Here is a 26,231-nt window from a genome sequence, read left to right as displayed (position 1 = left end):
ATTACACCTAACCTTTAATTCCAAACAATGCAGATTTTTTTTTGAGCCAGTCACACTCAACGCTTAACTGACCAATTTGCTCATATAGATTCTTGATTAACCCCTGCTGATTTGGATCAGCACTCTGTGTTTTATTCTTAAAACCTTGTACTAACAACTCAAGACCTTGTTTTTTCCAGTTACTTATCTGTGTTGCATGAACACCATACTTACTGGTTATCTGGGCTATTGTTAGCTCTCCCTTAATTGCTTCTATGACAATTTTGGCTTTCTCCTCAGCACTATATTGCCTTACTTGTTTTTTCATCTCTAGCTCTCCTTGTTTGCTAAAGAATTCTATCTCATTTTTCTTATTTTTCTGTCCAAAATATTGGAACCATTATAGTGGTGAGCTATGGTAAAAATAAAACCTTCTTTCAAACCAGTTTGTTAGAAAGAATATTTGAAAAGTAAGAAGGGAGGGATTATAAAGTTCTCGAATAATAACAACAAAATTGGAGAATATATTATGATCCCTCTTACGGAGATTTTCTGCTTAATTGATGATTTTTGCAAGCATTTTGATACGGAGCAAAATAAATATATATTACCAAATCCTAACCGTAAGCGTAAAGTAGTTTGCAGTATAGGACTCTCAGAGATTATTACTATTATACGTCAGTTCGGGATAAGATATAGATGAAATAGTAATAGATAAAAGGATTGTCAAAAAGGAGTGCCTGCAGTATTTATATTTTTAAACAAAAAAACAAACTACAGGCATGAAAAAAGATATCACAGAATTATATAGTTTTATAGATGATTTTTGTAAAATTTATTTGGAGTATGAACAGAGAAAGTTATTACCATCAAATAAGCAAAGAAATCGCTGTTGTAGCATGAGTCTAAGTGAAATGTTAACAATAATAATTATGTTTCATACATCCTATGCTAAGAATTTTAAATTTTTCTATAAAAGTTATATAGAGTGCATGCATAAGGATGATTTTCCCAAAGCCTTGAGTTATAATAGATTTGTTGAATTAATGGCACGATTATTCATACCGCTAAATATGTTGATTCATTTGTTGTTTGGTGAGGAAACAGGTATTTATTTTATTGACTCTACAACGATTAAAGCTTGTCACAATAAAAGGCGTTATAGCAATAAAGTTTTTAAAGGATTAGCCAAACATAGTAAATCCTCTATGGGGTATTTTTATGGTTTTAAATTACATGTAATAATCAATAATAAAGGGGAGTTTATGGCATTAAAAGTGACCAAAGGCAATGTAGATGATAGGGTTCCAGTACCGGAGTTAACAAAAAGATTAACTGGAATTATAGCAGCTGATAAAGGTTATATTAAGCAAAATTTGTTCTTAAATTTATATGAAAGAGGCTTAAAAATGATTCATGGAATTAAGAAGAATATGGAAAATAAATTAATGGATTTGAAAGAAAAAATCTTACTTCGAAAGCGTAACTTAATTGAAACAGTTTTTGATTATCTAAAAAATAAAATGAACCTTGAACATACTAGACATAGATCACCAATAAATGCCTTTGTCCATATATTATCTACTCTTGTTGCTTACTCATTAAAGAAAAATAAACCTTCAACAAAATTTGATTTTAATCTACATGTTCACAATATCCTTATCCCGAATTGACGTAATATGTAAGGACTCGCTTCTCTATAACCTAAAATTAATAAGGTTAGTTCTTAATTTAAGAGGGGTAACAGCTTAACCGAATGCCATTGATATGGTACTGTCCCCGGTACAATAAAAAATGGGGGTAAGGGGGGATTCTATCTTAAATCAGGAAGAATTGCATATCTAGACATAATTTAAGTGAAAATTAACATATCCATGACCACTTATAAGCGATATTGCCATTTTATTTTTATAAATACCACCTTCATGCAATATCCAGGTTAACATTTTTATTATTTAAAAATTAAATAATTTTAGAAATAACTTGATTTTTCTGAGGAAATGGGGCAATATCTGCCTTAAGCTGAAGAAGTGGGCGATTAGCTCAGTTGGTAGAGCATCTCGTTTACACCGAGAATGTCGGCAGTTCGAGTCTGCCATCGCCCACCATATACCTCTGGAAGTGTAATATAGTGAATTATTAAGCAGCATTTAGTACCGCAGTTTTCCATTTGCTAGACCAATCATTACTATGGATTATAGATCTTAATTGCAAAATAGGATTTAACCCCTCTCTAGACCATCTCATGTGTTGCTGCCCTTTACATCTTTGATTGATTAAACTCTCAACAGTTGATTCAGCAAGATTACTAGTAAAGATCAGCCCTTGATCCTTCCTTGTTGAGTAATCCACAATTTTATCTTTATTATTATCAACATATTGGGATAATTTTTTAATCCTATCATGATGCTGTTCTTCTTTTGTCAGTGCTAATATTTCTTTAAATCTTATCATCGCCTTCTCCACATCTCCTCTCCATAAATGCCACTTGATATGCATCAGATCTTCTTTTAGCCTTTTTGGTAACGATATATTCTCAAATTTCATACCCAAATGAAACCAATCTAAAATATAAGTTATTTTAGCACACAAAGGCTCTAGTGCCTTTGCTATATTCCAGCAATTTGCCGCCCCATCACATAGTGCGGTAATATGTGTTTTTGGGCTTAAGCCTTGTTTCAATGCTGCAATAATAGTAGAACTTATAATTTGTTTTTGACGATCATCCTTAATTGACGCTGCACAATTCTTACTTATAATATAATTCCTGGTATCTTGACTATTTGATTTTATAGATTCTGGTTTGTAAACTACAGCCACCATAGCCTCCATACTACGTTGATCCTCTGTTGTCTTTATATGTCCTCCATCTACATTTAATATTAGTTCAACAGCATCTTCAGTAATGAGCATTTCCTTCTCATCAGCATTGATATCTTCAATAGCATTGCCAACTGATTCTGTAACTTGTTTAATACGATTATGATTATTAATTTGCCGATCTTTACCAGAAAATAATTCAAATAATTTCTCTCCTTCTCTAAAACTATGTGTAGCACCTAGTGTAGCTTGTATTTTTTTTAAATCACCAGAAATTACTCCCTGCAATAACGTGCGGACGGTAGAGTGCGTTTCATATCCGCAATTATGGCATTTAAATCTCTGTATTACAATGTTATGATCAGTGAAAACATCGTGAAAAGTAGATTTATTTACACCAGTCTTATGCATTTTAATTTTACACTTAGGGCAAGTAACTTTTGTTAGTTTATGGATTAATTGAATCTTTTCCTGCAAAACTATATCCTGTACTCCTTGAATTAAAGCAATTTGATTATCCAAACCTATGGAAAAATCTAGACAATTACTTGGTTCGTTAAGCTCGCCATTAAGTACTTCTACTCTTGAAATTGTTGTAGTGGGTTGCTTATGATCATACGATTCATATATTATTCTATATCTTCTTGTTGTCATCCTATTACTCATAGTTGCTAATAATGACATTATTGTATCGCCTTTTTATAACAATGTCAACTCACTATATTACACTTCCACTTACATCTAGACCTATTATTTTACTCATGATATAATCTCCTTCGTCTTATTGTGCAAGGCTGCTACTTCCAACACCTTCTGCAATTTGTTCAAAGCAAACTTTGTAAGAGGGTACTTATTCTATGCTCGATTATCTCAATCAAGTACCCCTCAAATCACCCTCTTACCATTACTTATATCATAATTTAAAGATATAAGTACCCTACAATTTTTGTAAAGATGGTATTAGGATAGAAAAAAGTTTTTGTTTGGGAGGTATTAATAATGTGGATATTAGCTGCGTTATGGCTGTTGTAGATTGATAAAAAGCATTTTTGATATGATCAAAGCCATAGGTAAATAATGAAAACAATTGTCTTTCAATGGTTTTGTACCGTTTTATTCGGATGGGATTTAAGGCATTTTGTATTATTCCATTTTTGACTATTAAAGCTGAAGCAATAGCAGTTATCACTAATAATTTTTCAAATCTATCCAATTTTACAATGTGACTTTTTTCAATATCAAAACCACCGCTTTTTAGGTGCAAAAATAGTCGTTAACACTCCAACGAAATTTATATAAAGCAAAAATATCTTGCTCTATTTCAATTGAAGACACCAGAACCATCAGCTCGCTCTTATCATTTCTATATGCGGTAAAATTAACCTTTCTATTCCATAATATACCACTACAAGCCCTATACTCTAAGGCTTTAACATCACTAAATATTCTTTCAATGGTTAAAGTTCTTAAACCTTTTGTAAGACGAATTTTATGATCCATTTTTAATGGAATAACAAACTTTAGATGGTTATTTATCAGAAAGTCTAACCATTCTTTATTCATAAATTCTCTATCAGCAAGCAAATATTTTATTCTTTCAACGCCAAAATTATTAATAAATTTCTGTAAAAATTCCTTCATAAATTCTGCAGAACACCCGCCACCATGCGACAAAGTCTTCCAGAATATTGGCACCGATATTTTACCAATTACCATTACTAAAAATAAAATATTAATATCGGATTTACCAAATTTCCAACTTGTCCTATCCATTGCTACGACATAATTTTTTGAAGCAAAAAAGCTTAATAGCAAATAGCCAACCTTCATATAATCAAAATTAAAATCTTTTAAAAAACGATAAATTCTATGAGTTTTTGACGTCGCTTTAGCATCACCTAAAATACCAAGTGCTAAACCTTTTTGATAAATTGAGCTGCCCGTCAGCAAACTAATTACCATACCAAACAAACATTTTAATCTTGATTTATTTCCGTCTATATATAAAATCAATTCTTGAAGTATTATATTATGCATTTTGTTATAAAAATACCTACCTTATACTACTTCACACCACTCTAAATCAACCATTCTTCTTCATCTTCTCAAAATTGTAGGGTACTATAGTGTAGAGGATGGGAACAATAAAATAATGCCTCACCACGCAAACCTATGATAAGAACACTGTGTAACGATTATTATTACCTAAATCTGGGTTCGAAAATTATCCACTAGGGTTCACCAATTTCTCATCAATTGACTATAGTTATTATATATTTTTGCTACGGCTCTTTATCCTCAAGCCCTTTAGTACCTTCAAGCTTTGCATTAATTAAAGATATTTTACTAACAAAAGCTCTAATAAAATTAACATTTGTTAAATCAGTATCATTAAAATTTGTATTATAAAGTTTAGCAGATTCTAAATTGCTCCCAATAAGAGATGATTTGCTAAAATCTGCATTACTTAGATTTGCCATAGTTAGATCAGTATTTTGTAATATACAATTCTGGATTATAGCATTAGATAAATCGATACCTTTAAGAACAGAGCCTGAGAAAATAGTTTGGTTAAATGCCAGACCTGACAAATTTAAACCTTGTAAATTGATATTTGATAAGTCTTTCACCTGTTCTAAATCTTTTACAGAATAGATAGTATTTACTGATTTAAATTTATAAAAGTCCTGCCCATTTAATACAATATTTCTGTTAAAATCTGAATTAATGAAATTATTATCTTTATATCTCACATTATTTAATTGAGAGTTTATGATTGGCGAACTATCAAAAATGACTTCTGATAAATCTGAATTTATTATAGCTATCTGATAAAAATGGCTATCAACAAATTTTATCCCATTTAAAACAGTATTTTGTATCAGTGCTTTAGTAAAATTTACCGTATTAAATTTAGTAGCAGAGAAATTAGAGTTTATTAATTCACTATTGGTCAAATCAGAATTAATAATAGTTGCTTGCTTGACATAGCTATTATTCAATAATATGCCAGTAAGATTACTATTCTCAATATCAACATTATCAATATTAATTTTATTTAACTTAAGCAAAATGCTATTGCAATTTTTTATTGATAAATCCTTTATGTTAGTGTCATTAAAATGAGCATTATCCATCACACTATTTTGAATTTGTACTTGCTTTAATTGTACATTGTTAAAATTGCTATTCTTAAAATTACAACTTTCAATAATTGTATTGGCAAAATCTGCAGACTGAAAGGAAGAGAAAGAAAATAACGAGTTAGTAAGCTTTATATTTTTTAATTGAGCTTGATTAATAATAGCATGAGTAAAATCTGAATTGCTAATCACCGCTCCAGTAAAGTCCACCCCAGTTAGATCCACAGATTCACAATAACAATTAGTCATATTGAGGTAATTAGCTAATATTTGCCGTAAATCTGTACCATAAAAAATAGAATTTGAGATAACTGCTTTTTTAAAACTACCTTTTGCTAAATTACTTTTTTGAAAATTAGAATTACTGATCATAGCCTCATCAAATACAGCTCTAGTAAGATTTGCATTTTCAAAATTAATATTTTCTAAATTAGCTTTGACAAAGTCAGTGTCCTCAAGATTTGATTGAATAAGATTACTATTTCTCAAATGAGTATTCTCAAACATCGATGCTTGAAAATCTGCACCATAAGCTGATATATTTTTTAATATAGTATTAGAAAGATCACTTTCTTGAATTATAGATTTTGTTAAAATTGCATCCTCAAAATTTGTTCCTGAAAAATCTACCCGTGATATTTCGCAAAAACTTAAGTCAACACCAGAAAGATCCTCATTTGTTAGTTTAACACCTACTAACTTTAACCCCCTAAGATTTGCACCAAATTTATTTTTAATATTTACTGGTAGCTTATTTTTATTCTGCTCTGCTATATAATTTCTAATAATGAGACTTTGACTATTAGATAACAAACCATTTTCATCTCTTGAAGAATCTGAACATCCGGTAAGGACTAAAAGCGAAGCTAGAATCAAGGATTTTAGCTTATAGCTAATCCGAGTAGTATTTATCCGTAGCAAACTAATGTCTATTAGTGAGGAAATGATATAGTCAATTGATAAGAAGTTGGTGATGTTGTCGCTCAATGCTTGCCTATTACTTATAGGCGTCGCTTCATCGCTTCTGCTACTCAATTCTCCTGAATTGACTATACCACCCCTGTTACTAATGTCATCCTGCTTCAGTGTGGGGTCTAGATTTCCTCCTACGTGGGAATGACATAGGATTGGAGTAATATTAATCAGATTAGCTATAAAATATTCAAATAATTTGAAGCATTTGAATATTTTATAAGACATTCTTCCTGCCTTTTATGTAATAATATAAAGAAGAAAATATTAGGATTTTTACTAAGCCACTTGGTATAAGTATTATAAATCCGCTATAAATAGCTTGTTTAAATCCTATAATTGTCGCTAACCAACCAACTCCCAAAGAAAAAATTATAATGTGACCAATGAGACAGCTAAAAAACACTCCTAAGAATTTGTTATTAAACTCTTTAGAAAACTTACTATTAAGTATACCCATCACAGGAGTTACAATTAAAAATCCTATCAGATAGCCACCTGTTGTACCAAACAAAACATGTAATCCACTTGATAGCTCTGCAAATATTGGTAGCCCTACCACGCCAATTGTAATATAAGCTAAAACTGTAGCAAAACTAAGTCGAGGGCTGTAAGTAAAAGCAATAATACTAATTACCACAGTTTGCATGGATATCAGCACTGGCTGGATAGGAATAACAATTTGTGCCCCAGCAAAAAGAGCTACTACCCCCATTATTACTTTAGCAATTAACAGATAGTTATCCACTATCGAGCTTGGTAAAGTTGTTTTATTCATAATTGTCATAAAAATCCTCGTCATTAAATTTATTACTAGGAATATGTAAATTGAGTAATTTCAATTTGCGATGTAATGCTGAACGTTCCATACCTACAAAGGCTGAGGTTTTAGAAATGTTATTATTAAATCGATTCATCTGAGCAGCTAAATACTGCCTTTCAAAAATCTCTCTTGCCTCTCTTAACGGCATGATCATTATATCAACATTATCTTCCTGCTTTGCAGAACTAGAATCAGTAACTAAAATTTCTGGTGGTATCATAGTTGGTTTGATCGTTTGATTACTATTTGAAGATAGCGGATTCATAATTAAAGTCCACTCTATTACATTACGTAATTGCCTTATATTACCTGGCCAACTATAAACTTGAAAAGCTGCAATTGTTTCATCAGAAAATTCACGTGTTTTTAAACCAGAAAACTTAGAAAGTTGTTTAACAAAATACTTCACTAATGCAGACATATCATCTTTTCTATCATATAAAGATGGAATTTTTAGGGAAATAACATTTAATCGATGATATAAATCCTCCAGGAGTTCACCTTTACTTATCTCTTCTTGTACAATCTTAGAAGTTGCAGCAATAACCCGTATATCTAGTTTTATTGCTTTACTTCCTGGCTTATGAAACATTTGGTCTTGCAAAAATTTAAGTAATTGTACTTGTGCCGAAATTGGTAAACCACTAATTTCATCTATGTACAGAGTGCCATTATTTGCTATTTCTAATATCGAAGGACGTCTAATATCCTGGTTATCTATTCCTTTAAATAATTCTTGATGAATACGGTCAGGCTCCATACCTACTGGGCTAAAGGTTACAAAAGGTGTATTAGCCCTTTTTGATTTTTTATGAATTAATCGAGCAGCTAGTTCTTTACCGCTGCCAATTTGCCCTTGAATAAATACTCTACTAGTTGCCAAAGCGGCTTTTTCAATATCAGACTTAAGTTTGCCTGTAATGTGAGAGTTACCTATAAGCTCAGTTTTATCAATAACTTTTGATTTTAGTTCAAGATTCTCACGCTTTAACTTAGTTGTCTCACAGGCTCTTTTTAATAAGATCAATAGCTTATCATGACTAAATGGCTTTTCTAGATAATCATAGGCACCCATTTTGATAGCATTTACTGCAGTTTCAATATTACCATGCCCGCTAATAACTATCACAGGCATTAGTGGATAACGTTTTTTTACTATCTCCAAAATTCCAAGCCCATCAAGCTCACTACCCTGCAACCAAATATCTAAAATAATTGCTGCTGGAGTTCTTTCTTGGAGTATTTTAAAAGCCTGAATACTATTAGCAGCAGTCTTAGTAGTAAATCCTTCTTCTTTTAAAATATCTGAGACTAAATCTCTAATATCTGCTTCATCATCAACAACAAGAATATCTATAGACATCAAATTTTCCTAAAAACTAATTATTGAAATTATAGGTTAATAGCTAATAAAAAAGAAATCAACTAATTTTTATAACATTTTTGCCACATAACCAAAACTATATAGGCGAGTAACCCACTCCCATTGCTGAGAGCAAGTCCTCTAAGAACCGCATAGGCGTTAGTTTAAGAAAATAAAGTAGAAAAGTTGTCATTGCGAGCTACCGTAGGTGGCGTGGCAATCCATTTCTAATTACTTTTCTGGATTGCTTCGTCGACCTTACGGTCTCCTCGCAATCTGATGTATCCCCACGAAATTGTTGCAAAATAGCAAGAATTGATAGAATATCTTCATTATTTAATGATGATGGAGATAGTAGGTTATGGATGTAAAAACAGTATTAAATGAAGTAATAAAAGAACATTGTCCTTTTATACATAATAATCGTTTAAATGCGTTACTTGATGTTGCAGAAGGCTTGCGATATAGTCAGAATTTGTCTTTGAGTGCAATTGGCAGGAACTTGAGTGGTGATAGTAAAGTAAAACATAAAATAAAAAAAGTTGATAGATGTATAGGTAACAAACATTTATATAACGAGGTTGATAATCTCTATAGCGCTTTATCATATTTCATATTTGAGTTTATCAAGCATTCTAATGATGACAGTGTTGTGATTGATTTATGTTATACCAATTGCAATAATTAACACGGTGTGTTTATCCAGTCTCTATACATAATTGATTTTACTAAATCTACATTATGAGCAAATTGATTCCAAGCGTAACAAGCCATAGTGACGATATCTTCATATACACCATAACATTGGTTAGACAAGAAATGATTTTTGATCCATTCCCAAACTTGTTCCATTGCATTAAGTTCCGGTGCATAGGGCGGAAGCGGTATCAAAGTGATATTGCTTGGCACAGTTAGTTTTTTGGCTGTGTGCCAACCTGCATTATCCGTTAGTAAAGCTATATGTCGGTTGCCTTGAATACTGCGAGAAAGCTCTTCTAAGAATTTATTCATTGCCTGTGTGTTTGCATATGGTAAAATTAATGCAAAAGCTTCTCCTGTATCATGGCAAGCAGCTCCATAAATATATGTTACGTCAGTTCGGGATAAGATATAGATGAAATAGTAATAGATAAAAGGATTGTCAAAAAGGAGTGCCTGCAGTATTTATATTTTTAAACAAAAAAACAAACTACAGGCATGAAAAAAGATATCACAGAATTATATAGTTTTATAGATGATTTTTGTAAAATTTATTTGGAGTATGAACAGAGAAAGTTATTACCATCAAATAAGCAAAGAAATCGCTGTTGTAGCATGAGTCTAAGTGAAATGTTAACAATAATAATTATGTTTCATACATCCTATGCTAAGAATTTTAAATTTTTCTATAAAAGTTATATAGAGTGCATGCATAAGGATGATTTTCCCAAAGCCTTGAGTTATAATAGATTTGTTGAATTAATGGCACGATTATTCATACCGCTAAATATGTTGATTCATTTGTTGTTTGGTGAGGAAACAGGTATTTATTTTATTGACTCTACAACGATTAAAGCTTGTCACAATAAAAGGCGTTATAGCAATAAAGTTTTTAAAGGATTAGCCAAACATAGTAAATCCTCTATGGGGTATTTTTATGGTTTTAAATTACATGTAATAATCAATAATAAAGGGGAGTTTATGGCATTAAAAGTGACCAAAGGCAATGTAGATGATAGGGTTCCAGTACCGGAGTTAACAAAAAGATTAACTGGAATTATAGCAGCTGATAAAGGTTATATTAAGCAAAATTTGTTCTTAAATTTATATGAAAGAGGCTTAAAAATGATTCATGGAATTAAGAAGAATATGGAAAATAAATTAATGGATTTGAAAGAAAAAATCTTACTTCGAAAGCGTAACTTAATTGAAACAGTTTTTGATTATCTAAAAAATAAAATGAACCTTGAACATACTAGACATAGATCACCAATAAATGCCTTTGTCCATATATTATCTACTCTTGTTGCTTACTCATTAAAGAAAAATAAACCTTCAACAAAATTTGATTTTAATCTACATGTTCACAATATCCTTATCCCGAATTGACGTATGTTGAAATGAATTGCTGTTGCCGAACTTTACGGGGTCTAGTGCCACGCTTAGCCCATATACGAGTTAAGCTACCTTGTTGCCCAACTCGAGTTTCATCCTGAGACCATATATCAACTTTACATCTATCGATATTTTTTGGTAATAATTTTGTTAACATGTCTGGGAAGTTTTTTTATATGTATTTTGAGTCTCTTGATTTGACTTTGGATGCATTGAACGAGAAGTAATCCAGCTAAAACCAAGGCGGTGCATAGTATTGTAGACTGTTTTTAAAGCGCATTTAGCACCATATTCCTCAAGTAACATGATATGTAGCTCCTTTCCAGTTATATACCCACCAGTTTTACTTTCACTGAGCGTATTGATTTTATCAAAAAGAGCAGACTCTTGTATAGTGTTAATCTTCCTAGGGGCGCCGCTTCTTTGTGATTCAAATAATCCTTCAAAACCATGATTCCTAAATCTTCTGAGCCATGATTGCACAGTTTTCCAGTGTGACTTCACTATTTCAGATATGGCTTTTAAAGATTTGCCTAATTGAAGGTGATACATCGCCAATAAACGTATACGATTTCGACCATGCGGCTCATGTTTCATCATTTTTATAAAATCATGACCATGAAAACCTTGTGGTAATATTAACCTAGCCATTTGAGTACCTTTATCAGTTAAAAACCCATTTTACACCACTGCGTTAATTATTGCAATTGGTATTAACCTGAGTTTGACGTAAGCACCAAACAAAATGCTAAGCATTATGTAATAACATAAACAAACTGTTGGTGGTGAGCTATGGTAAAAATAAAACCTTCTTTCAAACCAGTTTGTTAGAAAGAATATTTGAAAAGTAAGAAGGGAGGGATTATAAAGTTCTCGAATAATAACAACAAAATTGGAGAATATATTATGATCCCTCTTACGGAAATTTTCTGCTTAATTGATGATTTTTGCAAGCATTTTGATACGGAGCAAAATAAATATATATTACCAAATCCTAACCGTAAGCGTAAAGTAGTTTGCAGTATAGGACTCTCAGAGATTATTACTATTATAGTAATGTTTCACTTGAGTCACTACCGTACCTTTAAAGATTTTTATTTATGCTGCCTCATAGCAATTATCTTTTATCTAAATTTTCAAAAAAATATTTATCTAAATAATAAAACAACGTTTTTGTTGAATAAGTTTATGGCAAACTTCAAGTAGCTTACGCATACAAGCAACTATCGCAACTTTCTTAGGTTTAAAATTATTAACAAGCCTATTGTATAAAGTTTTTAAATATTGAAAACCATTTTTGCCAGTTAATACCGCCATGTATAAAGCATCCCGTGGTATTTTTCTGCCTCCCCTAATAAATCTTCGTCCTTGCTTATTACCACTATCACGGGCGTACGGAGCTATCCCCACAATTGCTGACAATTCATTACTACTATAATTTTTATCCCCTAATTCAGGTACAAAACTAATTAGTTTTGTAGCCAAACATTTACCAATACCAGGTACAGTCTCTAATATTTTTACCTTCTCTTTTAACTCTTCTGACTCATCTATTGTTTTGTTTAACTTCTTATCAAGCTCAGCTATTTCATTTTGTAAGAATTTAATGTGTTTTTCTATACTATCTTTATCAATACCATCAATACTATGATGTAGTCTTTTCTTTTCATTGCTAAGCATTAATACTAAATCTTCTCGTCTTTGCTTATATCTCTTCAAATTCTCTGATTCAACTTGATATATATAATTCGCTGAAAGCTGCATCTTATCACCATAATATGCTAATTTAAATGCATCCTTCCTATCAGTTTTACACAAATTTACCGATTTACTAAAAGAATTAAAACTATATGTATTGACCTTATGTATTTGTTGCTTATTATTATACAGCTTTTGACAAATCTCAGCTTCGTATCCTCCAGTGGGTTCACATATTATTAGCTTAATCTCTTGCTCTTTTGCTAATTTAATCACCTCTTCATGACCAGCTGCATCATTGGCAAAACGATGATATTTAGGTTTATCGCTTGTATTATATACACATATATCAAGCCATTGTTTACTTACATCTAGACCTATTATTTTACTCATGATATAATCTCCTTCGTCTTATTGTGCAAGGCTGCTACTTCCAACACCTTCTGCAATTTGTTCAAAGCAAACTTTGTAAGAGGGTACTTATTCTATGCTCGATTATCTCAATCAAGTACCCCTCAAATCACCCTCTTACCATTACTTATATCATAATTTAAAGATATAAGTACCCTACAATTTTGAGAAGATGAAGAAGAATGGTTGATTTAGAGTGGTGTGAAGTAGTATAAGGTAGGTATTTTTATAACAAAATGCATAATATAATACTTCAAGAATTGATTTTATATATAGACGGAAATAAATCAAGATTAAAATATTTGGTTGGTATGGTAATTAGTTTGCTGACGGGCAGCTCAATTTATCAAAAAGGTTTAGCACTTGGTATTTTAGGTGATGCTAAAGCGACGTCAAAAACTCATAGAATTTATCGTTTTTTAAAAGATTTTAATTTTGATTATATGAAGGTTGGCTATTTGCTATTAAGCTTTTTTGCTTCAAAAAATTATGTCGTAGCAATGGATAGGACAAGTTGGAAATTTGGTAAATCCGATATTAATATTTTATTTTTAGTAATGGTAATTGGTAAAATATCGGTGCCAATATTCTGGAAGACTTTGTCGCATGGTGGCGGGTGTTCTGCAGAATTTATGAAGGAATTTTTACAGAAATTTATTAATAATTTTGGCGTTGAAAGAATAAAATATTTGCTTGCTGATAGAGAATTTATGAATAAAGAATGGTTAGACTTTCTGATAAATAACCATCTAAAGTTTGTTATTCCATTAAAAATGGATCATAAAATTCGTCTTACAAAAGGTTTAAGAACTTTAACCATTGAAAGAATATTTAGTGATGTTAAAGCCTTAGAGTATAGGGCTTGTAGTGGTATATTATGGAATAGAAAGGTTAATTTTACCGCATATAGAAATGATAAGAGCGAGCTGATGGTTCTGGTGTCTTCAATTGAAATAGAGCAAGATATTTTTGCTTTATATAAATTTCGTTGGAGTGTTGAACGACTATTTTTGCACCTAAAAAGCGGTGGTTTTGATATTGAAAAAAGTCACATTGTAAAATTGGATAGATTTGAAAAATTATTAGTGATAACTGCTATTGCTTCAGCTTTAATAGTCAAAAATGGAATAATACAAAATGCCTTAAATCCCATCCGAATAAAACGGTACAAAACCATTGAAAGACAATTGTTTTCATTATTTACCTATGGCTTTGATCATATCAAAAATGCTTTTTATCAATCTACAACAGCCATAACGCAGCTAATATCCACATTATTAATACCTCCCAAACAAAAACTTTTTTCTATCCTAATACCATCTTTACAAAAATTGTAGGGTACTTATATCTTTAAATTATGATATAAGTAATGGTAAGAGGGTGATTTGAGGGGTACTTGATTGAGATAATCGAGCATAGAATAAGTACCCTCTTACAAAGTTTGCTTTGAACAAATTGCAGAAGGTGTTGGAAGTAGCAGCCTTGCACAATAAGACGAAGGAGATTATATCATGAGTAAAATAATAGGTCTAGATGTAAGTAAACAATGGCTTGATATATGTGTATATAATACAAGCGATAAACCTAAATATCATCGTTTTGCCAATGATGCAGCTGGTCATGAAGAGGTGATTAAATTAGCAAAAGAGCAAGAGATTAAGCTAATAATATGTGAACCCACTGGAGGATACGAAGCTGAGATTTGTCAAAAGCTGTATAATAATAAGCAACAAATACATAAGGTCAATACATATAGTTTTAATTCTTTTAGTAAATCGGTAAATTTGTGTAAAACTGATAGGAAGGATGCATTTAAATTAGCATATTATGGTGATAAGATGCAGCTTTCAGCGAATTATATATATCAAGTTGAATCAGAGAATTTGAAGAGATATAAGCAAAGACGAGAAGATTTAGTATTAATGCTTAGCAATGAAAAGAAAAGACTACATCATAGTATTGATGGTATTGATAAAGATAGTATAGAAAAACACATTAAATTCTTACAAAATGAAATAGCTGAGCTTGATAAGAAGTTAAACAAAACAATAGATGAGTCAGAAGAGTTAAAAGAGAAGGTAAAAATATTAGAGACTGTACCTGGTATTGGTAAATGTTTGGCTACAAAACTAATTAGTTTTGTACCTGAATTAGGGGATAAAAATTATAGTAGTAATGAATTGTCAGCAATTGTGGGGATAGCTCCGTACGCCCGTGATAGTGGTAATAAGCAAGGACGAAGATTTATTAGGGGAGGCAGAAAAATACCACGGGATGCTTTATACATGGCGGTATTAACTGGCAAAAATGGTTTTCAATATTTAAAAACTTTATACAATAGGCTTGTTAATAATTTTAAACCTAAGAAAGTTGCGATAGTTGCTTGTATGCGTAAGCTACTTGAAGTTTGCCATAAACTTATTCAACAAAAACGTTGTTTTATTATTTAGATAAATATTTTTTTGAAAATTTAGATAAAAGATAATTGGAGTCAATCATTTAATTTGTGTGTGCGTCAAGATAAGGTGCATTAATCTTACGGGTGAAAGTCCTGTTATGGAAGGAGTAGCTAGCTCCACCATATAGCGAGTCTTGTGCTGCTGAAGGTAACGACAGTAGTAAAGCGTAGACAGCGAAACATCCGAGCCGAAACCAAATGGTGAACGTGATAGCCCTGAAATGATATTGGTAGTGGAAGTCGATGTGCTACACAACGCAGTAGACAAGAGAAAACTAGAGGTCAAACTAGCGAAAATCCGAAAGTTTTCAACCATCGGGGTCTCAGGCGTCAGCGAGTTTGTAGAGATTAATGACACAACTTGAGAAGTCCTTATAACTCTTACTGAGTTAAGTAAGTATTCAAAGTACAAGTGCCGAAACATAAGGCTTTGGAGATGGTGTTAAGGATGGCTGAGTCAGTTGTAGTAGTGATGAAGCTTCGTAATGGGAGTGGAGCGAAGGGCTGACAGAAAGGTAAGAACGTAAGAGGGAAACAATGACCGTACACAGCATAGACGGAAATACATGGTCAACGAAACTTGAGCGTATAAAGTTGCTATCATCACAAAATCAAGACATAAAGTTTAATAATCTTGGACATATTATTGATTTAAAGATGTTAGAAGAACAATATAAGGAACTTGATAGCAAGAAAGCTGTAGGAATAGATGGTATAACCAAAGCGGTTTATGGTAAGAAGTTGGAAGCAAATTTGCTCTCGCTCCTTACTAAAATTCGCAAGGGGCAATATCAAGCTAAACCTGCACGAATTACATTGATTCCAAAAGAAGATGGAGGCAAAAGACCTTTGGTAATATCATGCTTTGAAGACAAGATAATCGAGTCGGCAGTAAGCAAGATATTAAACTCAGTGTTCGAGCCAATATTCTTAAAATGTTCTTACGGGTTTCGACCTAAATTAAACGCCCATGATGCACTTAAGGAGTTGAATAGACTTACGTATAACTTCAATAAAGGAGCTGTAGTTGAAATTGATATAACTAAGTGCTTCAATTCAATCAAACATTCTGAGTTGATGGGATTCCTAAGAAAGAGAATATCTGACAAAAGATTCCTAAGACTAGTTATGAAACTGATGGAAACACCAATTATAGAAAACGGCATTACAGTTACTAACAAGGAAGGATGCCGCCAAGGGTCTAAAACATCACCAATTTTGGCAAATGTCTTCCTACATTATGTTATTGACTGTTGGTTTGCTAAAATCAGCAAGGAAAACATAAGAGGGCAAACTGGAATGGTGAGGTATTGTGACGATATGGTGTTCGTCTTTGAGAATGAAGAAGACGCGAGGAAGTTTTATGAGGTTTTGCCCAAAAGATTAAACAAGTATGGCTTGAACATCAATGAAGCTAAATCGCAGATGATTCAGTCCGGTAGATACCATGCTGAGGACTTAGCTAAGCAAGGTAAGAAGATCAAGAGTTATAATTTTCTTGGCTTTACTTGCTATTGGGGTAAATCAAGGTTTGGTAACATATGGAGATTAAAATATACCACAAGGAAAGATCGATTTACCGAGAAGCTTAAAGGGCTAAGAGAATATCTACGAAGTCACCTTAATGAGAGGGGCAAAGAACAGATATTATTGCAAGTCATTAGAGCTACAAAGGGGTGGATCAATTATCATGGTATATCAGATAATCAAAGACGAGTAAGTTCATTTATTCACCAAACTAGGCGAGCAATATATGGGTGGTTTAATAGAATGGGTGGGAAGCGTAAGATGAATTGGCAAAGATTAGCTGAAATACTCAAAAGGGTCGACTTTCCAAATAAGTGGAAGACCATTTCAATGTTCTAAAACCAACAAAAAAAAATAGGGTACAAGCCTATCTTACCTTTCGGGAGCCGGATGCGGTAGCTCTGCATGTCCGGTTCTGAGGAGGGGCTTAACCAAGCAATTGGTTAGGTCTACTCACAAAGTTCATTTTTTATTTTCCAATAAATCATATTTAAAATCTCCACAAAGTATTTCAAATTGATTTAAAGCTAAAGACCAATCTTTAATAGGCATGGTCCATTTTTTGGCTGCATTTTGTAGGGATAAAAATATTATTTTTTGAATTGACTTATCATCTGGAAACACCCCCTTATTTTTGATAATTTTTCTAATTTGACGATTTACAGATTCTATAGTGTTAGTAGTATAAATTACCTTTCTGTTCTCTTCAGGAAAGGCAAAAAACGGTATTATCCCAGACCAATTACGTTGCCAAATATCAGAAATTACCGGATATTTTTTATCCCATTTTACACCAAATTGCTGAAGTTTTAAACGTGCCATTTCGTCATTATTAGCTGTATAAATTTGTTTTAGATCTGATGTGACCTCTTTTAAATCTTTATATGACACATACTTTACTGAATTGCGAACCATATGTACAATACATAATTGTACTATAGTACTCGGGAATACACTGCTTATAGCTTCTGGAAAGCCCTTTAAACCATCCACACAAGCAACATAAATTTGTTCAATTCCTCGATTCTTTAACTCAGTAACTACTTGCATCCAAAATTTAGCACCTTCATTTTTGCCTATCCAAATGCCAAGTAACTCCTTTTTCCCTTCTATATTTACAGCAAGTGCTAAATATACTGCTTTATTTATTACTATGTGATTGTCTCTAGATTTTACATAGATACAGTCCAAGTATAATATTGGATACACCCTATCTAAACAACGATTTTGCCACCTAGTTACTTCTTCTATTACCCCATCTGTTATGGTGGATATCAAGTCACCAGATACATCAGTTTGATATATTTCTTCTAAATGCCCTCGGATCTCGCTGACTGTCATACCGCGACCATAAAGGGATATCACTTTCTCATCAAATCCATTAAATCTCCTCAGCCCTTTTGGTATTAATTGAGGATTATACTCTCCTTCCCGATCTCTTGGTACTTCTACTGTCAGCTTACGACCATCCCCATCAATTACTGTCTTCTCATAGCTACCATTACGACGATTATTATCTACTTTTGGCATCTTGCTATGTTTTGAATATCCTAATTCATGATCCAACTCACTTGCTAATATTTTCTCAACTATTTGCTTCTTTAGCTGTTGAAATAAACCATCTCGACCAAATAACTCCGATGGATCTGCTTTTGATAATAATTCTTCTACTAGCTGATTACTGATGTTTAATGTATCTTTATCTGTATCTAATTTTTTAGCCATAATTCCTCCTTGCTTGCTTAAGTTACTTTTTTTACAGTAATCTCTTACTGCTTTCTTTGCAACTTACACAAACTATAGGACAGACTCGATAATTGCTATGATTTTTTACTTTCGATTGGTAAATTAATCCTGTACAATTTGTCATGGCAAAACCCTCTATGTAATCTTCTTTTAACACTTATATTATATAGTATTACAAGGGTTTTGTCTCTATTCTTTCATGCAATATTCAGGCTAGGAGCGATGGAGCGACGCCTATAAGAATAGACGAGCGACAACGTCCCCAACTTCTCATCAATTGACTATAAATTAAATTGTAATCATCTGCCCCCATATTGTCATTATTTCGACCATTACATGGTCTCTCAATGACGTCTTGAATAAGAACGCTCACTTCTAATCACTTTCCTAACTATACAATTTTAAGAAATTCTTCCAATTCTGCTATAGTGGAAACATTAATCAAATTAAATTTATGGTCAGTTTTTTTCAGCATATTCGTCAGAACCGTACCTGCACCGATTTCAACTATTTGTTCTATTTCTAGATTTTCTAATTTATCTAAAGTTTGACGCCACCTCACTCTACCACAAATCTGTGAGATTAAATTTTTCTTTATCTCTATAGGATTAGTTGTTGGTTTGGCTGTAACGTTTTGTATCACCGGAACAAACGGTTTATTAATTGTTATTTTATCTAAAGCTTGTGCCATTTTATTTTCTGCTGGCTTCATCAAACTACAATGAAAAGGACTACTTACATTTAATTTAATAGCTTTGTATCCTAAATCTTTTACAATAGACATTACCCGCTGCACTGCCATAATCTCACCGCTAATTACTATTTGCCCCTTTATATTATCGTTAGCTATATCAAAATTGGTAATTTCTTTCACAATCTCTTCCAGCTTTTCCAGAGGAATGCCTATACATGCTGCCATTAAACCTTCACCTAGCGGATAGGCTTCTTGCATGGACTTACTACGTACCGCTAGCAATTCGGTAGTTACTTGTAGATTTATACTTTCTGCTGCACATAATGCACTATATTCTCCTAAAGAATGACCAGCAACATATGAACACAGATTACTAATATTGCTATTTGTTTGTTGTTTAATAACATTCACTATTGCCATAGAGATGGTCATTAGTGCCGGTTGGGCATTAATTGTTAAAGTCAAATCTTCACTTGATCCATTAAAGATAATATGACTTAATTTTCTGCCAAGAGTATCATCGACAATTTCAAAGGTCTCTCTTGCTACTTGAAAATTATCATAAAACTCTTTTCCCATACCAACTATTTGTGCTCCTTGACCTGGAAAGACAAATGCTCTATTCATAATAACACCTTATAATAATTATAATTTACATACTGCTGATTATGAGAATTCAGACAATACTGTCAATGATTTTAATCATTCTAGAACTATTAACATCAGAGTCAATGGCATTGATCTATGATAAAGATACTTTTATTAAAAACACTTTTACCCATCTAGACAACAAAGAATGGCAAGATTGTGAAAAGATGGCAAAAGCTTCAAAAGATCAAGCTTTAATCAAAATTGTCATGTCTCAACAGTTCTTAGACCAAAATTATAAAAAGAATAATTTTGCATCGGTAATAAAATTCATACAAGATAATCCCCACTGGCCACATATCAACAAACTAAAGGAGAGAGCTGAACAATATCTAAATTACGATACAGACAAAACTTTAATCATAAACTGGTTTAATAAAAACGAACCAATCACGCCTTTAGGTCATAAGTTCTACGCTTTAGCTGCTAAACAATTAATAAAAGATCAACAGAAATTAGCAAAAATTATAAAAAATGGTTGGATTTATGGCGTCTTTACTGCTCCAGAAGAAAAACAATATTTAACTAATTTCAAAAATATATTACGTGAAGAAGAGCATGTGAAAAAAATTGATCAATATTTATGGGAAACCGATATTAATAGTGCCAAAAAATATATGCACTATGTAAGTAATGGCTATAAACAAAATTTCCTTGCCCAAATTTCTATACTAAACCAGTCCAGTGACAGTGAAAAACTTTTTCAAAAACTATCAGAAAAATATTATACTCCTGCTTTATTATTTCACTATTTGGATTCCAAAAAAAAAGATATCCCCACCAGCAAAAGTATTACTCTATTTAAAAAAGTTAAGCTAGATAACATACATTCTGCCCGTTGGGGTCGCCTACAATCCTATTACGCCAGAGAATTTATTGACCAAAAAGATTTTGCCAATAGCTATAAAACAATTACTATACCTCTTGCTGTAAGCCATGAATATATCAGAGAAGCAGAGTGGCTTAGTGGTTGGCTTGCTCTTAGATTCTTAGATAAGCCTGACCTTGCTTTAAGTCATTTTAATAAATTTATGAAACTTGCAACAAAGCCATTAAGTATATCAAGGGGACAATATTGGCTAGCTAGAACATATCAAGCAAAAGGGGATTTAAAACAAGCAAATAAATTTTATAATATGGCGGCTAAATATTCTGATCGTTTTTATGGGCAGTTGGCAAATATTGAGCTTAAAACGAATCACTTAATTCTACCACAAAAACCTAAATCCATTAAGCCTAATTTGGAAAATAGTGAAATTATTAGAGCCATAAAACATTTAATTAAATATGGTAAGTATAGTTTAGCTTTTTTATATGCTGATACGGCTATTAGAAAATCATCAAAGCCATCTGAAATTTTATTAATTACTAAGCTAATTAGTAGCTATGATAATATTTTCCATATGGTAGAAATAGCAAGAATCGCTTGTCAATATCATGTTTTTATTAAAGATTATGCTTTCCCTATCACGCATATAAAGGCAGTAAAAACCTCTCCTGTAGAGAAAGCTTTAACATATAGTATTATCAGACATGAATCGGGTTTTAATCAATACACCATTAATGACGCTAAAGGTCATGGGCTAATGCAACTTGAAAAAGCTGCTGCCTGTGATACTGCAAAATCTCTTAATCATCAATGTAACATTAAAAAACTAACCACTGATCCTGAATATAATATTATGCTAGGTAGCAATTATTTAAAAACACTGTTACAACGATTTGATGGGTCATATATTCTAACTATCGCATCTTATAACGCTGGTCCTAATACCATATCAAAGTGGATTGATCTATTTGGTGATCCACGAAAGCTAAAAAATTTATGGCAAGTAATTGATTGGATTGAGCTAATACCATATCCTCACACTAGGAATTATGTGCAGCGTGTGTTGGAAAATATACAAGTTTATAGGACTATAATTAATAAAAATAATAATTTAAAATTAAAACAAGATCTTTTAACTTAGTGGTAATACAATTATATTGTATAATTTAGGAAGGATACTTATGAAATTATCAAAAAATAAGAAACAAAAAAACTATACTCTGCTATATATACTTGTGATTATGATTATATTAGTGTATTTTGTAACTTTAATAAAGCTTTCGAGTTAAAATTATGAAAAGAAAAGCTACCATTGGACTCTTTATAGGCGTTGTTCTATTATCAGGAATAATAATTTTTATAATTAATAATAAAGTTGAATCTGAAAATAATACAGATACTGCTATATTAGAAATTGTAACAGTCATAAAAAATCATAGATTTGAGCCTGATGTTATTACAGTACCTAGTGGTAAGAAAATTCGTTTTATTATCCACAATCAAGATAATACTGTAGAGGAGTTTGAAAGTCATGATCTGCACCGCGAAAAGATCATTATGCCAAATGACTCTATAAATATAATACTTGCCCCTTTAGCTCCTGGTAAATATGATTTCTTCGGAGATTTTCACCAAGAGACGGCTCAAGGGGTTCTCATTGTTAATTAAATTTATTTATGGTTTAAATGTTTAAAATAGCGTTAGTAGTATTTAGAGAATGTCTAGAAATAGCTTTGTTGCTTGGGGTAATACTTGCTGTAACAAAACAATTAGAAAAATCTAGAATTTATATAATTGCTGGAGTTATGCTTGGCACAGTATCTGCTGCATTATTCGCGTTCTTCACTCGCACTATATCCATATCATTTAGTGGTATGGGTGATGAGATATTTAATTCTGCGGTTATTTTACTAACAGTTGTGTTAATTGGTTGGACCATAGTATGGATGCAAGGTTATGGTATTAAGATAAAGCGACATCTTAATGATTTGTCCGTAAAAATTAGTAGCGGTGATAGTAGTTATATAATGCTAGTATTGATTGTTGCAGCAACTATTCTTCGAGAAGGAATGGAAATTATTTTATTAGTTTACAGTATTTCCTCAGTTGAAGTAATTGACGCTAATAGTTATCTACTAGGGTTAATTATTGGTATGGTTAGCGGACTAACAATTGGTATTGTTATATATTTAGGTTTTATAAAATTAGCAAACCAACAATATATATTTCGTATATCTTCAATTTTACTAATGCTTATTGCCAGTGGCTTTGCAGCAGAAGCGGCTGGTATATTAACCTCTTCAGGAATTATTACTATTCTGCCCGACCAGCTTTGGGATAGCTCATGGCTAGTTTCTGATAACAGCATTTATGGTAATTTTCTAAATATGATTACTGGATATATTGCTAAGCCTAATGGCTTACAAGTCATTTTTTATATTTGTACTCTAGGATTAATTAATATCTTTATACAAATGAAAATCAGATGCACAAAAAACTAGTAACAGAGAAATAAACCTAATTTATGCTTAATTTTTTATCAGAAATTGCTCCGCTTATAGCGTTTTTTATTGGCTATTTTTATGGCGGTAGCATGCAAAGTGCAACGTTATATATACTTATTACTTCAATTATTTGCGTTAGTCTGTGTTATTTTATAGAAGGTAAAGTTTCAAGATCATTATTAATATCTTCTGGAGTGTTATTAGTCTCAGCTAGTATAGTTTTGATCAGTGGTAACTCTATGTATATCAAGATCAAACCAACTATTCTATATTTAATTTTTGGTGGGGCATTTTTTATCAGTGCAGTAAGAAATAAGGCATTTATGAAATATATGTTTAATCATTTTATTCAACTTGAAGATAAAAATTGGAATATTTTAAGCTATAGAACCTCAGCTTTCCTCCTATTCATGGCAGTATTAAATGAAATAATATGGCGTAATTTTGCAGAATCTACATGGGTTATATTTAAAATATTTGGAGCAATACCTATGATGTTCGTTTTCCTATTGCTACAAATACCTTTTATCTTAAAGAACAAACTGCCAGACTCAACAGATGACATAAGCTGAACTCCAAGAGTCATTGCCAGATAACGTAGTGGTCGTAGCAATCCTGTTTTGCGTCCCAACTTCAGTGCTGTTGTGGCAAAGAGTGGCTGAGAGATCAGGGAATAATAAAATTTCCAGGCACAACAAATTATTTATTTGAATTTAGAATGTTATTGACAGATTGATAGAAAGCAATTGCTGCAATATCATGATCAAGGTAAATAGAAAAATGACAAAAAAGTTAAAGCATGATTCATTAGTCAAAACAATAATGGCTGATCCTGTGGCAGCACAAGAATTTCTGGAATATTATTTGCCAACTGATTTTAAAAGTTTAGTAGATTTATCAAAAATAACAGTAGAAAAAGAAAGCTACATAGAAGAATCTTTAAACAAAAAATATAGTGATATAGTGTATGGAGTTGAAACCAAGAATCAGGGTAAGGCTTTTGTGTATGTGTTGATTGAGGCTCAATCAGGCGTTGATTATTGGACAGCTCTGCGATTATGGAAATACACATTGTTATTATGTGAAGGGCATAAAAAAGGAAGAAAGAAATTACCATTAGTATATAATTTAGTGATTTATAATGGGAGGGAAGTGTATACTGTAAGGTGGTCCCCTTTGTCTAGACAAAAATTTAGATAAATAGAGATATAATTCACAAAAATTAAATTGTTGTTTTTATACAATATTTTTTTCAAAATATACACATTCTGGAGTTTTATAATCCAAAGCTTGATGTATCCTTTGTCTATTATAAAAGTCCATATATTCGTTAATTGCTGTCTTTGCCTCCTTTACTGTTGTTAAAATAATCCGATAAATTTTTTCCTGTTTTAATGATCGCCAAAAACGTTCAATAAAAATATTATCTAAGGCTCGTCCCTTACCATCCATACTAATCAAGATATTATGTAGCTTTAGCATACTAATAAAATTCTCCGAGGTAAATTGTACTCCTTGATCAGTATTAAATATTTTTGGCATACCATATTTTTCTATAGCGTCTTCAAGGGCTGTTACACAAAATTCACTTTCCAAACTAATGGAGATTCGCCAACTTAGAATATAACGACTATACCAGTCAATAATAGCTACTAAATATACGAACCCTTGGCTCAGTCTTATATACGTTATATCTGCACTCCAAACCTGGTTTGGCAATACTATTTCTAATCCTTTTAGTAAATAAGGATATATTTTATGCGCTTGATTCCTCTTGCTTAAATTTATTTTAGGATAAACAGCTTCAAGACCCATTATCTTGTAGTAACGTCTAACAGCTTTACGACCTACCGAAAAACCTTGGGCTTGTAAATATTTAGCCATCCGCCGCATACCATAATATGGATGCATAGTATAGGTCTCATCAATTATTGCCATAATCTTGATATCTTGTTCACTAATACCAGTAGGTTGATAGTAATAGGTTGACCTGCTAATATCCAATAACTTACACTGTTGTACAATTGTTAACTTATTATGATTAGGCTCTATCATATTACACCTAACCTTTAATTCCAAACAATGCAGATTTTTTTTTGAGCCAGTCACACTCAACGCTTAACTGACCAATTTGCTCATATAGATTCTTGATTAACCCCTGCTGATTTGGATCAGCACTCTGTGTTTTATTCTTAAAACCTTGTACTAACAACTCAAGACCTTGTTTTTTCCAGTTACTGATCTGTGTTGCATGAACACCATACTTACTGGTTATCTGGGCTATTGTTAGCTCTCCCTTAATTGCTTCTATGACAATTTTGGCTTTCTCCTCAGCACTATATTGCCTTACTTGTTTTTTCATCTCTAGCTCTCCTTGTTTGCTAAAGAATTCTATCTCATTTTTCTTATTTTTCTGTCCAAAATATTGGAACCATTATAGAATGTGTATATTTTGAAAAAAATATTGTATAAAAACAACAATTTAATTTTTGTGAATTATATCTCTATTTATCTAAATTTTT

At 32.0% G+C, this 26,231-nt stretch carries 26 protein-coding genes, 1 tRNA gene and 3 pseudogenes; 14 read left to right on the top strand and 16 right to left on the bottom strand.

What is annotated here, in order from left to right; genetic code table 11:
* Positions 1-7 precede the first annotated feature (7 nt).
* Entirely contained in the window at positions 8-307 is a 300-nt protein-coding gene (locus tag NBW66_RS11975; RefSeq protein WP_094649795.1) for a transposase, read from the bottom strand.
* Positions 308-508: 201 nt separating this feature from the next.
* On the opposite strand from NBW66_RS11975, the pseudogene NBW66_RS11970 reads away from it, so the two are divergent.
* The 3 genes and pseudogenes from NBW66_RS11970 to NBW66_RS11960 form a co-directional block, all read left to right on the top strand.
* Positions 509-676: pseudogene (locus NBW66_RS11970) on the top strand (IS982 family transposase); the annotation flags it as partial.
* An 85-nt stretch (positions 677-761) separates the two neighbouring features.
* Positions 762-1,652 (top strand): IS982 family transposase, encoded by an 891-nt coding sequence (locus tag NBW66_RS11965; RefSeq protein ID WP_250310582.1) that lies wholly within the window; start codon positions 762-764, stop codon positions 1,650-1,652.
* Positions 1,653-2,011: 359 nt separating this feature from the next.
* Positions 2,012-2,087, top strand: a tRNA-Val gene (locus NBW66_RS11960).
* 31 nt (positions 2,088-2,118) lie between these two features.
* Here the strand turns inward: NBW66_RS11960 and NBW66_RS11955 are convergent.
* The 6 genes from NBW66_RS11955 to NBW66_RS11930 form a co-directional block, all read right to left on the bottom strand.
* On the bottom strand, positions 2,119-3,483 hold the full coding sequence (locus tag NBW66_RS11955) for a UPF0236 family transposase-like protein (protein ID WP_250311117.1): 1,365 nt from the start codon (positions 3,481-3,483) through the stop codon (positions 2,119-2,121).
* Between the two features lie 253 nt (positions 3,484-3,736).
* A complete protein-coding gene (locus NBW66_RS11950; RefSeq protein ID WP_250310575.1) occupies positions 3,737-4,063 on the bottom strand; it encodes a hypothetical protein in 327 nt (108 codons plus the stop codon).
* Positions 4,054-4,836, bottom strand: a complete 783-nt coding sequence (locus NBW66_RS11945; protein ID WP_250311116.1) for a transposase — start codon at positions 4,834-4,836, stop codon at positions 4,054-4,056. Before NBW66_RS11945 ends, NBW66_RS11950 begins: the two co-directional genes overlap by 10 nt.
* Before the next feature lie 245 nt (positions 4,837-5,081).
* Positions 5,082-7,142, bottom strand: a complete 2,061-nt coding sequence (locus NBW66_RS11940; RefSeq protein ID WP_250311115.1) for a pentapeptide repeat-containing protein — start codon at positions 7,140-7,142, stop codon at positions 5,082-5,084.
* Positions 7,132-7,701, bottom strand: coding sequence for a biotin transporter BioY (locus NBW66_RS11935; protein ID WP_250311114.1), 570 nt, complete (start codon positions 7,699-7,701; stop codon positions 7,132-7,134). The genes NBW66_RS11940 and NBW66_RS11935 overlap by 11 nt, the downstream gene beginning before the upstream one ends.
* On the bottom strand, positions 7,685-9,103 hold the full coding sequence (locus NBW66_RS11930) for a sigma-54-dependent transcriptional regulator (RefSeq protein ID WP_250311113.1): 1,419 nt from the start codon (positions 9,101-9,103) through the stop codon (positions 7,685-7,687). The genes NBW66_RS11935 and NBW66_RS11930 overlap by 17 nt, the downstream gene beginning before the upstream one ends.
* 358 nt (positions 9,104-9,461) lie before the next feature.
* Between NBW66_RS11930 and NBW66_RS11925 the strand changes: the two genes are divergently transcribed.
* Entirely contained in the window at positions 9,462-9,788 is a 327-nt protein-coding gene (locus tag NBW66_RS11925; RefSeq protein WP_250311112.1) for a hypothetical protein, read from the top strand.
* Here the strand turns inward: NBW66_RS11925 and NBW66_RS11920 are convergent.
* Positions 9,785-10,210, bottom strand: a complete 426-nt coding sequence (locus NBW66_RS11920; RefSeq protein ID WP_284346766.1) for an IS630 family transposase — start codon at positions 10,208-10,210, stop codon at positions 9,785-9,787. The two genes, NBW66_RS11925 and NBW66_RS11920, sit on opposite strands and share 4 nt — an antisense overlap.
* Positions 10,211-10,297: 87 nt before the next feature.
* On the opposite strand from NBW66_RS11920, the gene NBW66_RS11915 reads away from it, so the two are divergent.
* Positions 10,298-11,188 carry an IS982 family transposase gene (locus tag NBW66_RS11915; protein ID WP_250310582.1) on the top strand — a complete coding sequence of 297 codons (891 nt, stop codon included), beginning with the start codon at positions 10,298-10,300 and terminating at the stop codon, positions 11,186-11,188.
* Here the strand turns inward: NBW66_RS11915 and NBW66_RS11910 are convergent.
* The gene (locus NBW66_RS11910) at positions 11,175-11,351 is read right to left on the bottom strand and encodes a hypothetical protein (RefSeq protein WP_250311111.1); all 177 of its coding nucleotides are present in this window, start codon (positions 11,349-11,351) and stop codon (positions 11,175-11,177) included. The genes NBW66_RS11915 and NBW66_RS11910 overlap by 14 nt on opposite strands.
* Positions 11,345-11,845: a helix-turn-helix domain-containing protein gene (locus NBW66_RS11905; protein WP_250310542.1), complete on the bottom strand. Its 501-nt coding sequence runs from the start codon at positions 11,843-11,845 to the stop codon at positions 11,345-11,347. The genes NBW66_RS11910 and NBW66_RS11905 overlap by 7 nt, the downstream gene beginning before the upstream one ends.
* Positions 11,846-12,100: 255 nt before the next feature.
* On the opposite strand from NBW66_RS11905, the pseudogene NBW66_RS11900 reads away from it, so the two are divergent.
* Positions 12,101-12,304, top strand: a pseudogene (locus NBW66_RS11900) (IS982 family transposase); the annotation flags it as partial.
* Positions 12,305-12,346: 42 nt separating this feature from the next.
* Here the strand turns inward: NBW66_RS11900 and NBW66_RS11895 are convergent.
* Entirely contained in the window at positions 12,347-13,285 is a 939-nt protein-coding gene (locus tag NBW66_RS11895) for an IS110 family RNA-guided transposase (RefSeq protein ID WP_250310767.1), read from the bottom strand.
* 254 nt (positions 13,286-13,539) lie between these two features.
* Between NBW66_RS11895 and NBW66_RS11890 the strand changes: the two genes are divergently transcribed.
* The 3 genes from NBW66_RS11890 (at position 13,540) to NBW66_RS11880 (ending at position 17,627) form a co-directional block, all read left to right on the top strand.
* The gene (locus NBW66_RS11890) at positions 13,540-14,640 is read left to right on the top strand and encodes a transposase (RefSeq protein WP_250310912.1); all 1,101 of its coding nucleotides are present in this window, start codon (positions 13,540-13,542) and stop codon (positions 14,638-14,640) included.
* 174 nt (positions 14,641-14,814) lie between these two features.
* The gene (locus NBW66_RS11885; RefSeq protein ID WP_250310767.1) at positions 14,815-15,753 is read left to right on the top strand and encodes an IS110 family RNA-guided transposase; all 939 of its coding nucleotides are present in this window, start codon (positions 14,815-14,817) and stop codon (positions 15,751-15,753) included.
* Between the two features lie 545 nt (positions 15,754-16,298).
* Positions 16,299-17,627, top strand: coding sequence for a reverse transcriptase domain-containing protein (locus tag NBW66_RS11880; RefSeq protein ID WP_250310618.1), 1,329 nt, complete (start codon positions 16,299-16,301; stop codon positions 17,625-17,627).
* 123 nt (positions 17,628-17,750) lie between these two features.
* Here NBW66_RS11880 and NBW66_RS11875 read toward each other — a convergent pair whose 3' ends face one another.
* The 3 genes from NBW66_RS11875 to fabD all read right to left on the bottom strand — a co-directional run bounded on the left by NBW66_RS11875 (position 17,751) and on the right by fabD (position 20,355).
* Positions 17,751-19,013, bottom strand: a complete 1,263-nt coding sequence (locus NBW66_RS11875) for an IS256 family transposase (RefSeq protein ID WP_250310633.1) — start codon at positions 19,011-19,013, stop codon at positions 17,751-17,753.
* Positions 19,014-19,044: 31 nt separating this feature from the next.
* A complete protein-coding gene (locus NBW66_RS11870) occupies positions 19,045-19,191 on the bottom strand; it encodes a hypothetical protein (RefSeq protein ID WP_250311109.1) in 147 nt (48 codons plus the stop codon).
* 234 nt (positions 19,192-19,425) lie between these two features.
* Positions 19,426-20,355 (bottom strand): ACP S-malonyltransferase, encoded by a 930-nt coding sequence (fabD, locus tag NBW66_RS11865; RefSeq protein ID WP_250311108.1) that lies wholly within the window; start codon positions 20,353-20,355, stop codon positions 19,426-19,428.
* Between the two features lie 68 nt (positions 20,356-20,423).
* Between fabD and NBW66_RS11860 the strand changes: the two genes are divergently transcribed.
* The 5 genes and pseudogenes from NBW66_RS11860 to NBW66_RS11840 all read left to right on the top strand — a co-directional run.
* A complete protein-coding gene (locus NBW66_RS11860; protein ID WP_410525837.1) occupies positions 20,424-22,346 on the top strand; it encodes a lytic transglycosylase domain-containing protein in 1,923 nt (640 codons plus the stop codon).
* A 152-nt stretch (positions 22,347-22,498) separates the two neighbouring features.
* A complete protein-coding gene (locus NBW66_RS11855) occupies positions 22,499-22,873 on the top strand; it encodes a cupredoxin domain-containing protein (RefSeq protein ID WP_250311106.1) in 375 nt (124 codons plus the stop codon).
* A 17-nt stretch (positions 22,874-22,890) separates the two neighbouring features.
* On the top strand, positions 22,891-23,706 hold the full coding sequence (locus tag NBW66_RS11850; RefSeq protein ID WP_250311105.1) for an FTR1 family iron permease: 816 nt from the start codon (positions 22,891-22,893) through the stop codon (positions 23,704-23,706).
* A 23-nt stretch (positions 23,707-23,729) separates the two neighbouring features.
* Positions 23,730-24,281, top strand: coding sequence for a septation protein A (locus NBW66_RS11845; protein ID WP_250311104.1), 552 nt, complete (start codon positions 23,730-23,732; stop codon positions 24,279-24,281).
* A gap of 208 nt (positions 24,282-24,489) precedes the next feature.
* A pseudogene (locus tag NBW66_RS11840) lies at positions 24,490-24,867 on the top strand (Rpn family recombination-promoting nuclease/putative transposase); the annotation flags it as partial.
* Between the two features lie 78 nt (positions 24,868-24,945).
* On the opposite strand, the gene NBW66_RS11835 reads toward NBW66_RS11840, so the two are convergent.
* A complete protein-coding gene (locus NBW66_RS11835) occupies positions 24,946-25,764 on the bottom strand; it encodes an IS3 family transposase (protein WP_250311103.1) in 819 nt (272 codons plus the stop codon).
* Positions 25,765-25,771: 7 nt separating this feature from the next.
* On the bottom strand, positions 25,772-26,071 hold the full coding sequence (locus tag NBW66_RS11830) for a transposase (protein WP_094649795.1): 300 nt from the start codon (positions 26,069-26,071) through the stop codon (positions 25,772-25,774).
* Between the last annotated feature and the right edge of the window lie 160 nt (positions 26,072-26,231).

The sequence above is a fragment of the Rickettsia endosymbiont of Oedothorax gibbosus genome, assembly GCF_936269705.1.
Lineage (GTDB): Bacteria > Pseudomonadota > Alphaproteobacteria > Rickettsiales > Rickettsiaceae > Tisiphia.
The sequence above is the reverse complement of the archived record's forward strand: the minus strand, read 5'-3'. Positions and strand labels throughout refer to the sequence as shown.

Bases quoted from the DNA above. Each gene is read 5' to 3' on its own strand.
- fabD (WP_250311108.1), bottom strand. From the start codon at position 20,355: ATGAATAGAGCATTTGTCTTTCCAGGTCAAGGAGCACAAATAGTTGGT.
- NBW66_RS11850 (WP_250311105.1), top strand. From the start codon at position 22,891: ATGTTTAAAATAGCGTTAGTAGTATTTAGAGAATGTCTAGAAATAGCT.
- NBW66_RS11890 (WP_250310912.1), top strand. From the start codon at position 13,540: ATGCATAATATAATACTTCAAGAATTGATTTTATATATAGACGGAAAT.
- NBW66_RS11845 (WP_250311104.1), top strand. From the start codon at position 23,730: ATGCTTAATTTTTTATCAGAAATTGCTCCGCTTATAGCGTTTTTTATT.
- NBW66_RS11940 (WP_250311115.1), bottom strand. From the start codon at position 7,142: ATGTCTTATAAAATATTCAAATGCTTCAAATTATTTGAATATTTTATA.
- NBW66_RS11855 (WP_250311106.1), top strand. From the start codon at position 22,499: ATGAAAAGAAAAGCTACCATTGGACTCTTTATAGGCGTTGTTCTATTA.
- NBW66_RS11880 (WP_250310618.1), top strand. From the start codon at position 16,299: ATGACCGTACACAGCATAGACGGAAATACATGGTCAACGAAACTTGAG.
- NBW66_RS11895 (WP_250310767.1), bottom strand. From the start codon at position 13,285: ATGAGTAAAATAATAGGTCTAGATGTAAGTAAACAATGGCTTGATATA.
- NBW66_RS11830 (WP_094649795.1), bottom strand. From the start codon at position 26,071: ATGAAAAAACAAGTAAGGCAATATAGTGCTGAGGAGAAAGCCAAAATT.
- NBW66_RS11975 (WP_094649795.1), bottom strand. From the start codon at position 307: ATGAAAAAACAAGTAAGGCAATATAGTGCTGAGGAGAAAGCCAAAATT.
- NBW66_RS11965 (WP_250310582.1), top strand. From the start codon at position 762: ATGAAAAAAGATATCACAGAATTATATAGTTTTATAGATGATTTTTGT.
- NBW66_RS11910 (WP_250311111.1), bottom strand. From the start codon at position 11,351: ATGTTAACAAAATTATTACCAAAAAATATCGATAGATGTAAAGTTGAT.
- NBW66_RS11925 (WP_250311112.1), top strand. From the start codon at position 9,462: ATGGATGTAAAAACAGTATTAAATGAAGTAATAAAAGAACATTGTCCT.
- NBW66_RS11875 (WP_250310633.1), bottom strand. From the start codon at position 19,013: ATGGCTAAAAAATTAGATACAGATAAAGATACATTAAACATCAGTAAT.
- NBW66_RS11915 (WP_250310582.1), top strand. From the start codon at position 10,298: ATGAAAAAAGATATCACAGAATTATATAGTTTTATAGATGATTTTTGT.
- NBW66_RS11955 (WP_250311117.1), bottom strand. From the start codon at position 3,483: ATGTCATTATTAGCAACTATGAGTAATAGGATGACAACAAGAAGATAT.
- NBW66_RS11935 (WP_250311114.1), bottom strand. From the start codon at position 7,701: ATGACAATTATGAATAAAACAACTTTACCAAGCTCGATAGTGGATAAC.
- NBW66_RS11945 (WP_250311116.1), bottom strand. From the start codon at position 4,836: ATGCATAATATAATACTTCAAGAATTGATTTTATATATAGACGGAAAT.
- NBW66_RS11905 (WP_250310542.1), bottom strand. From the start codon at position 11,845: ATGGCTAGGTTAATATTACCACAAGGTTTTCATGGTCATGATTTTATA.
- NBW66_RS11835 (WP_250311103.1), bottom strand. From the start codon at position 25,764: ATGATAGAGCCTAATCATAATAAGTTAACAATTGTACAACAGTGTAAG.
- NBW66_RS11885 (WP_250310767.1), top strand. From the start codon at position 14,815: ATGAGTAAAATAATAGGTCTAGATGTAAGTAAACAATGGCTTGATATA.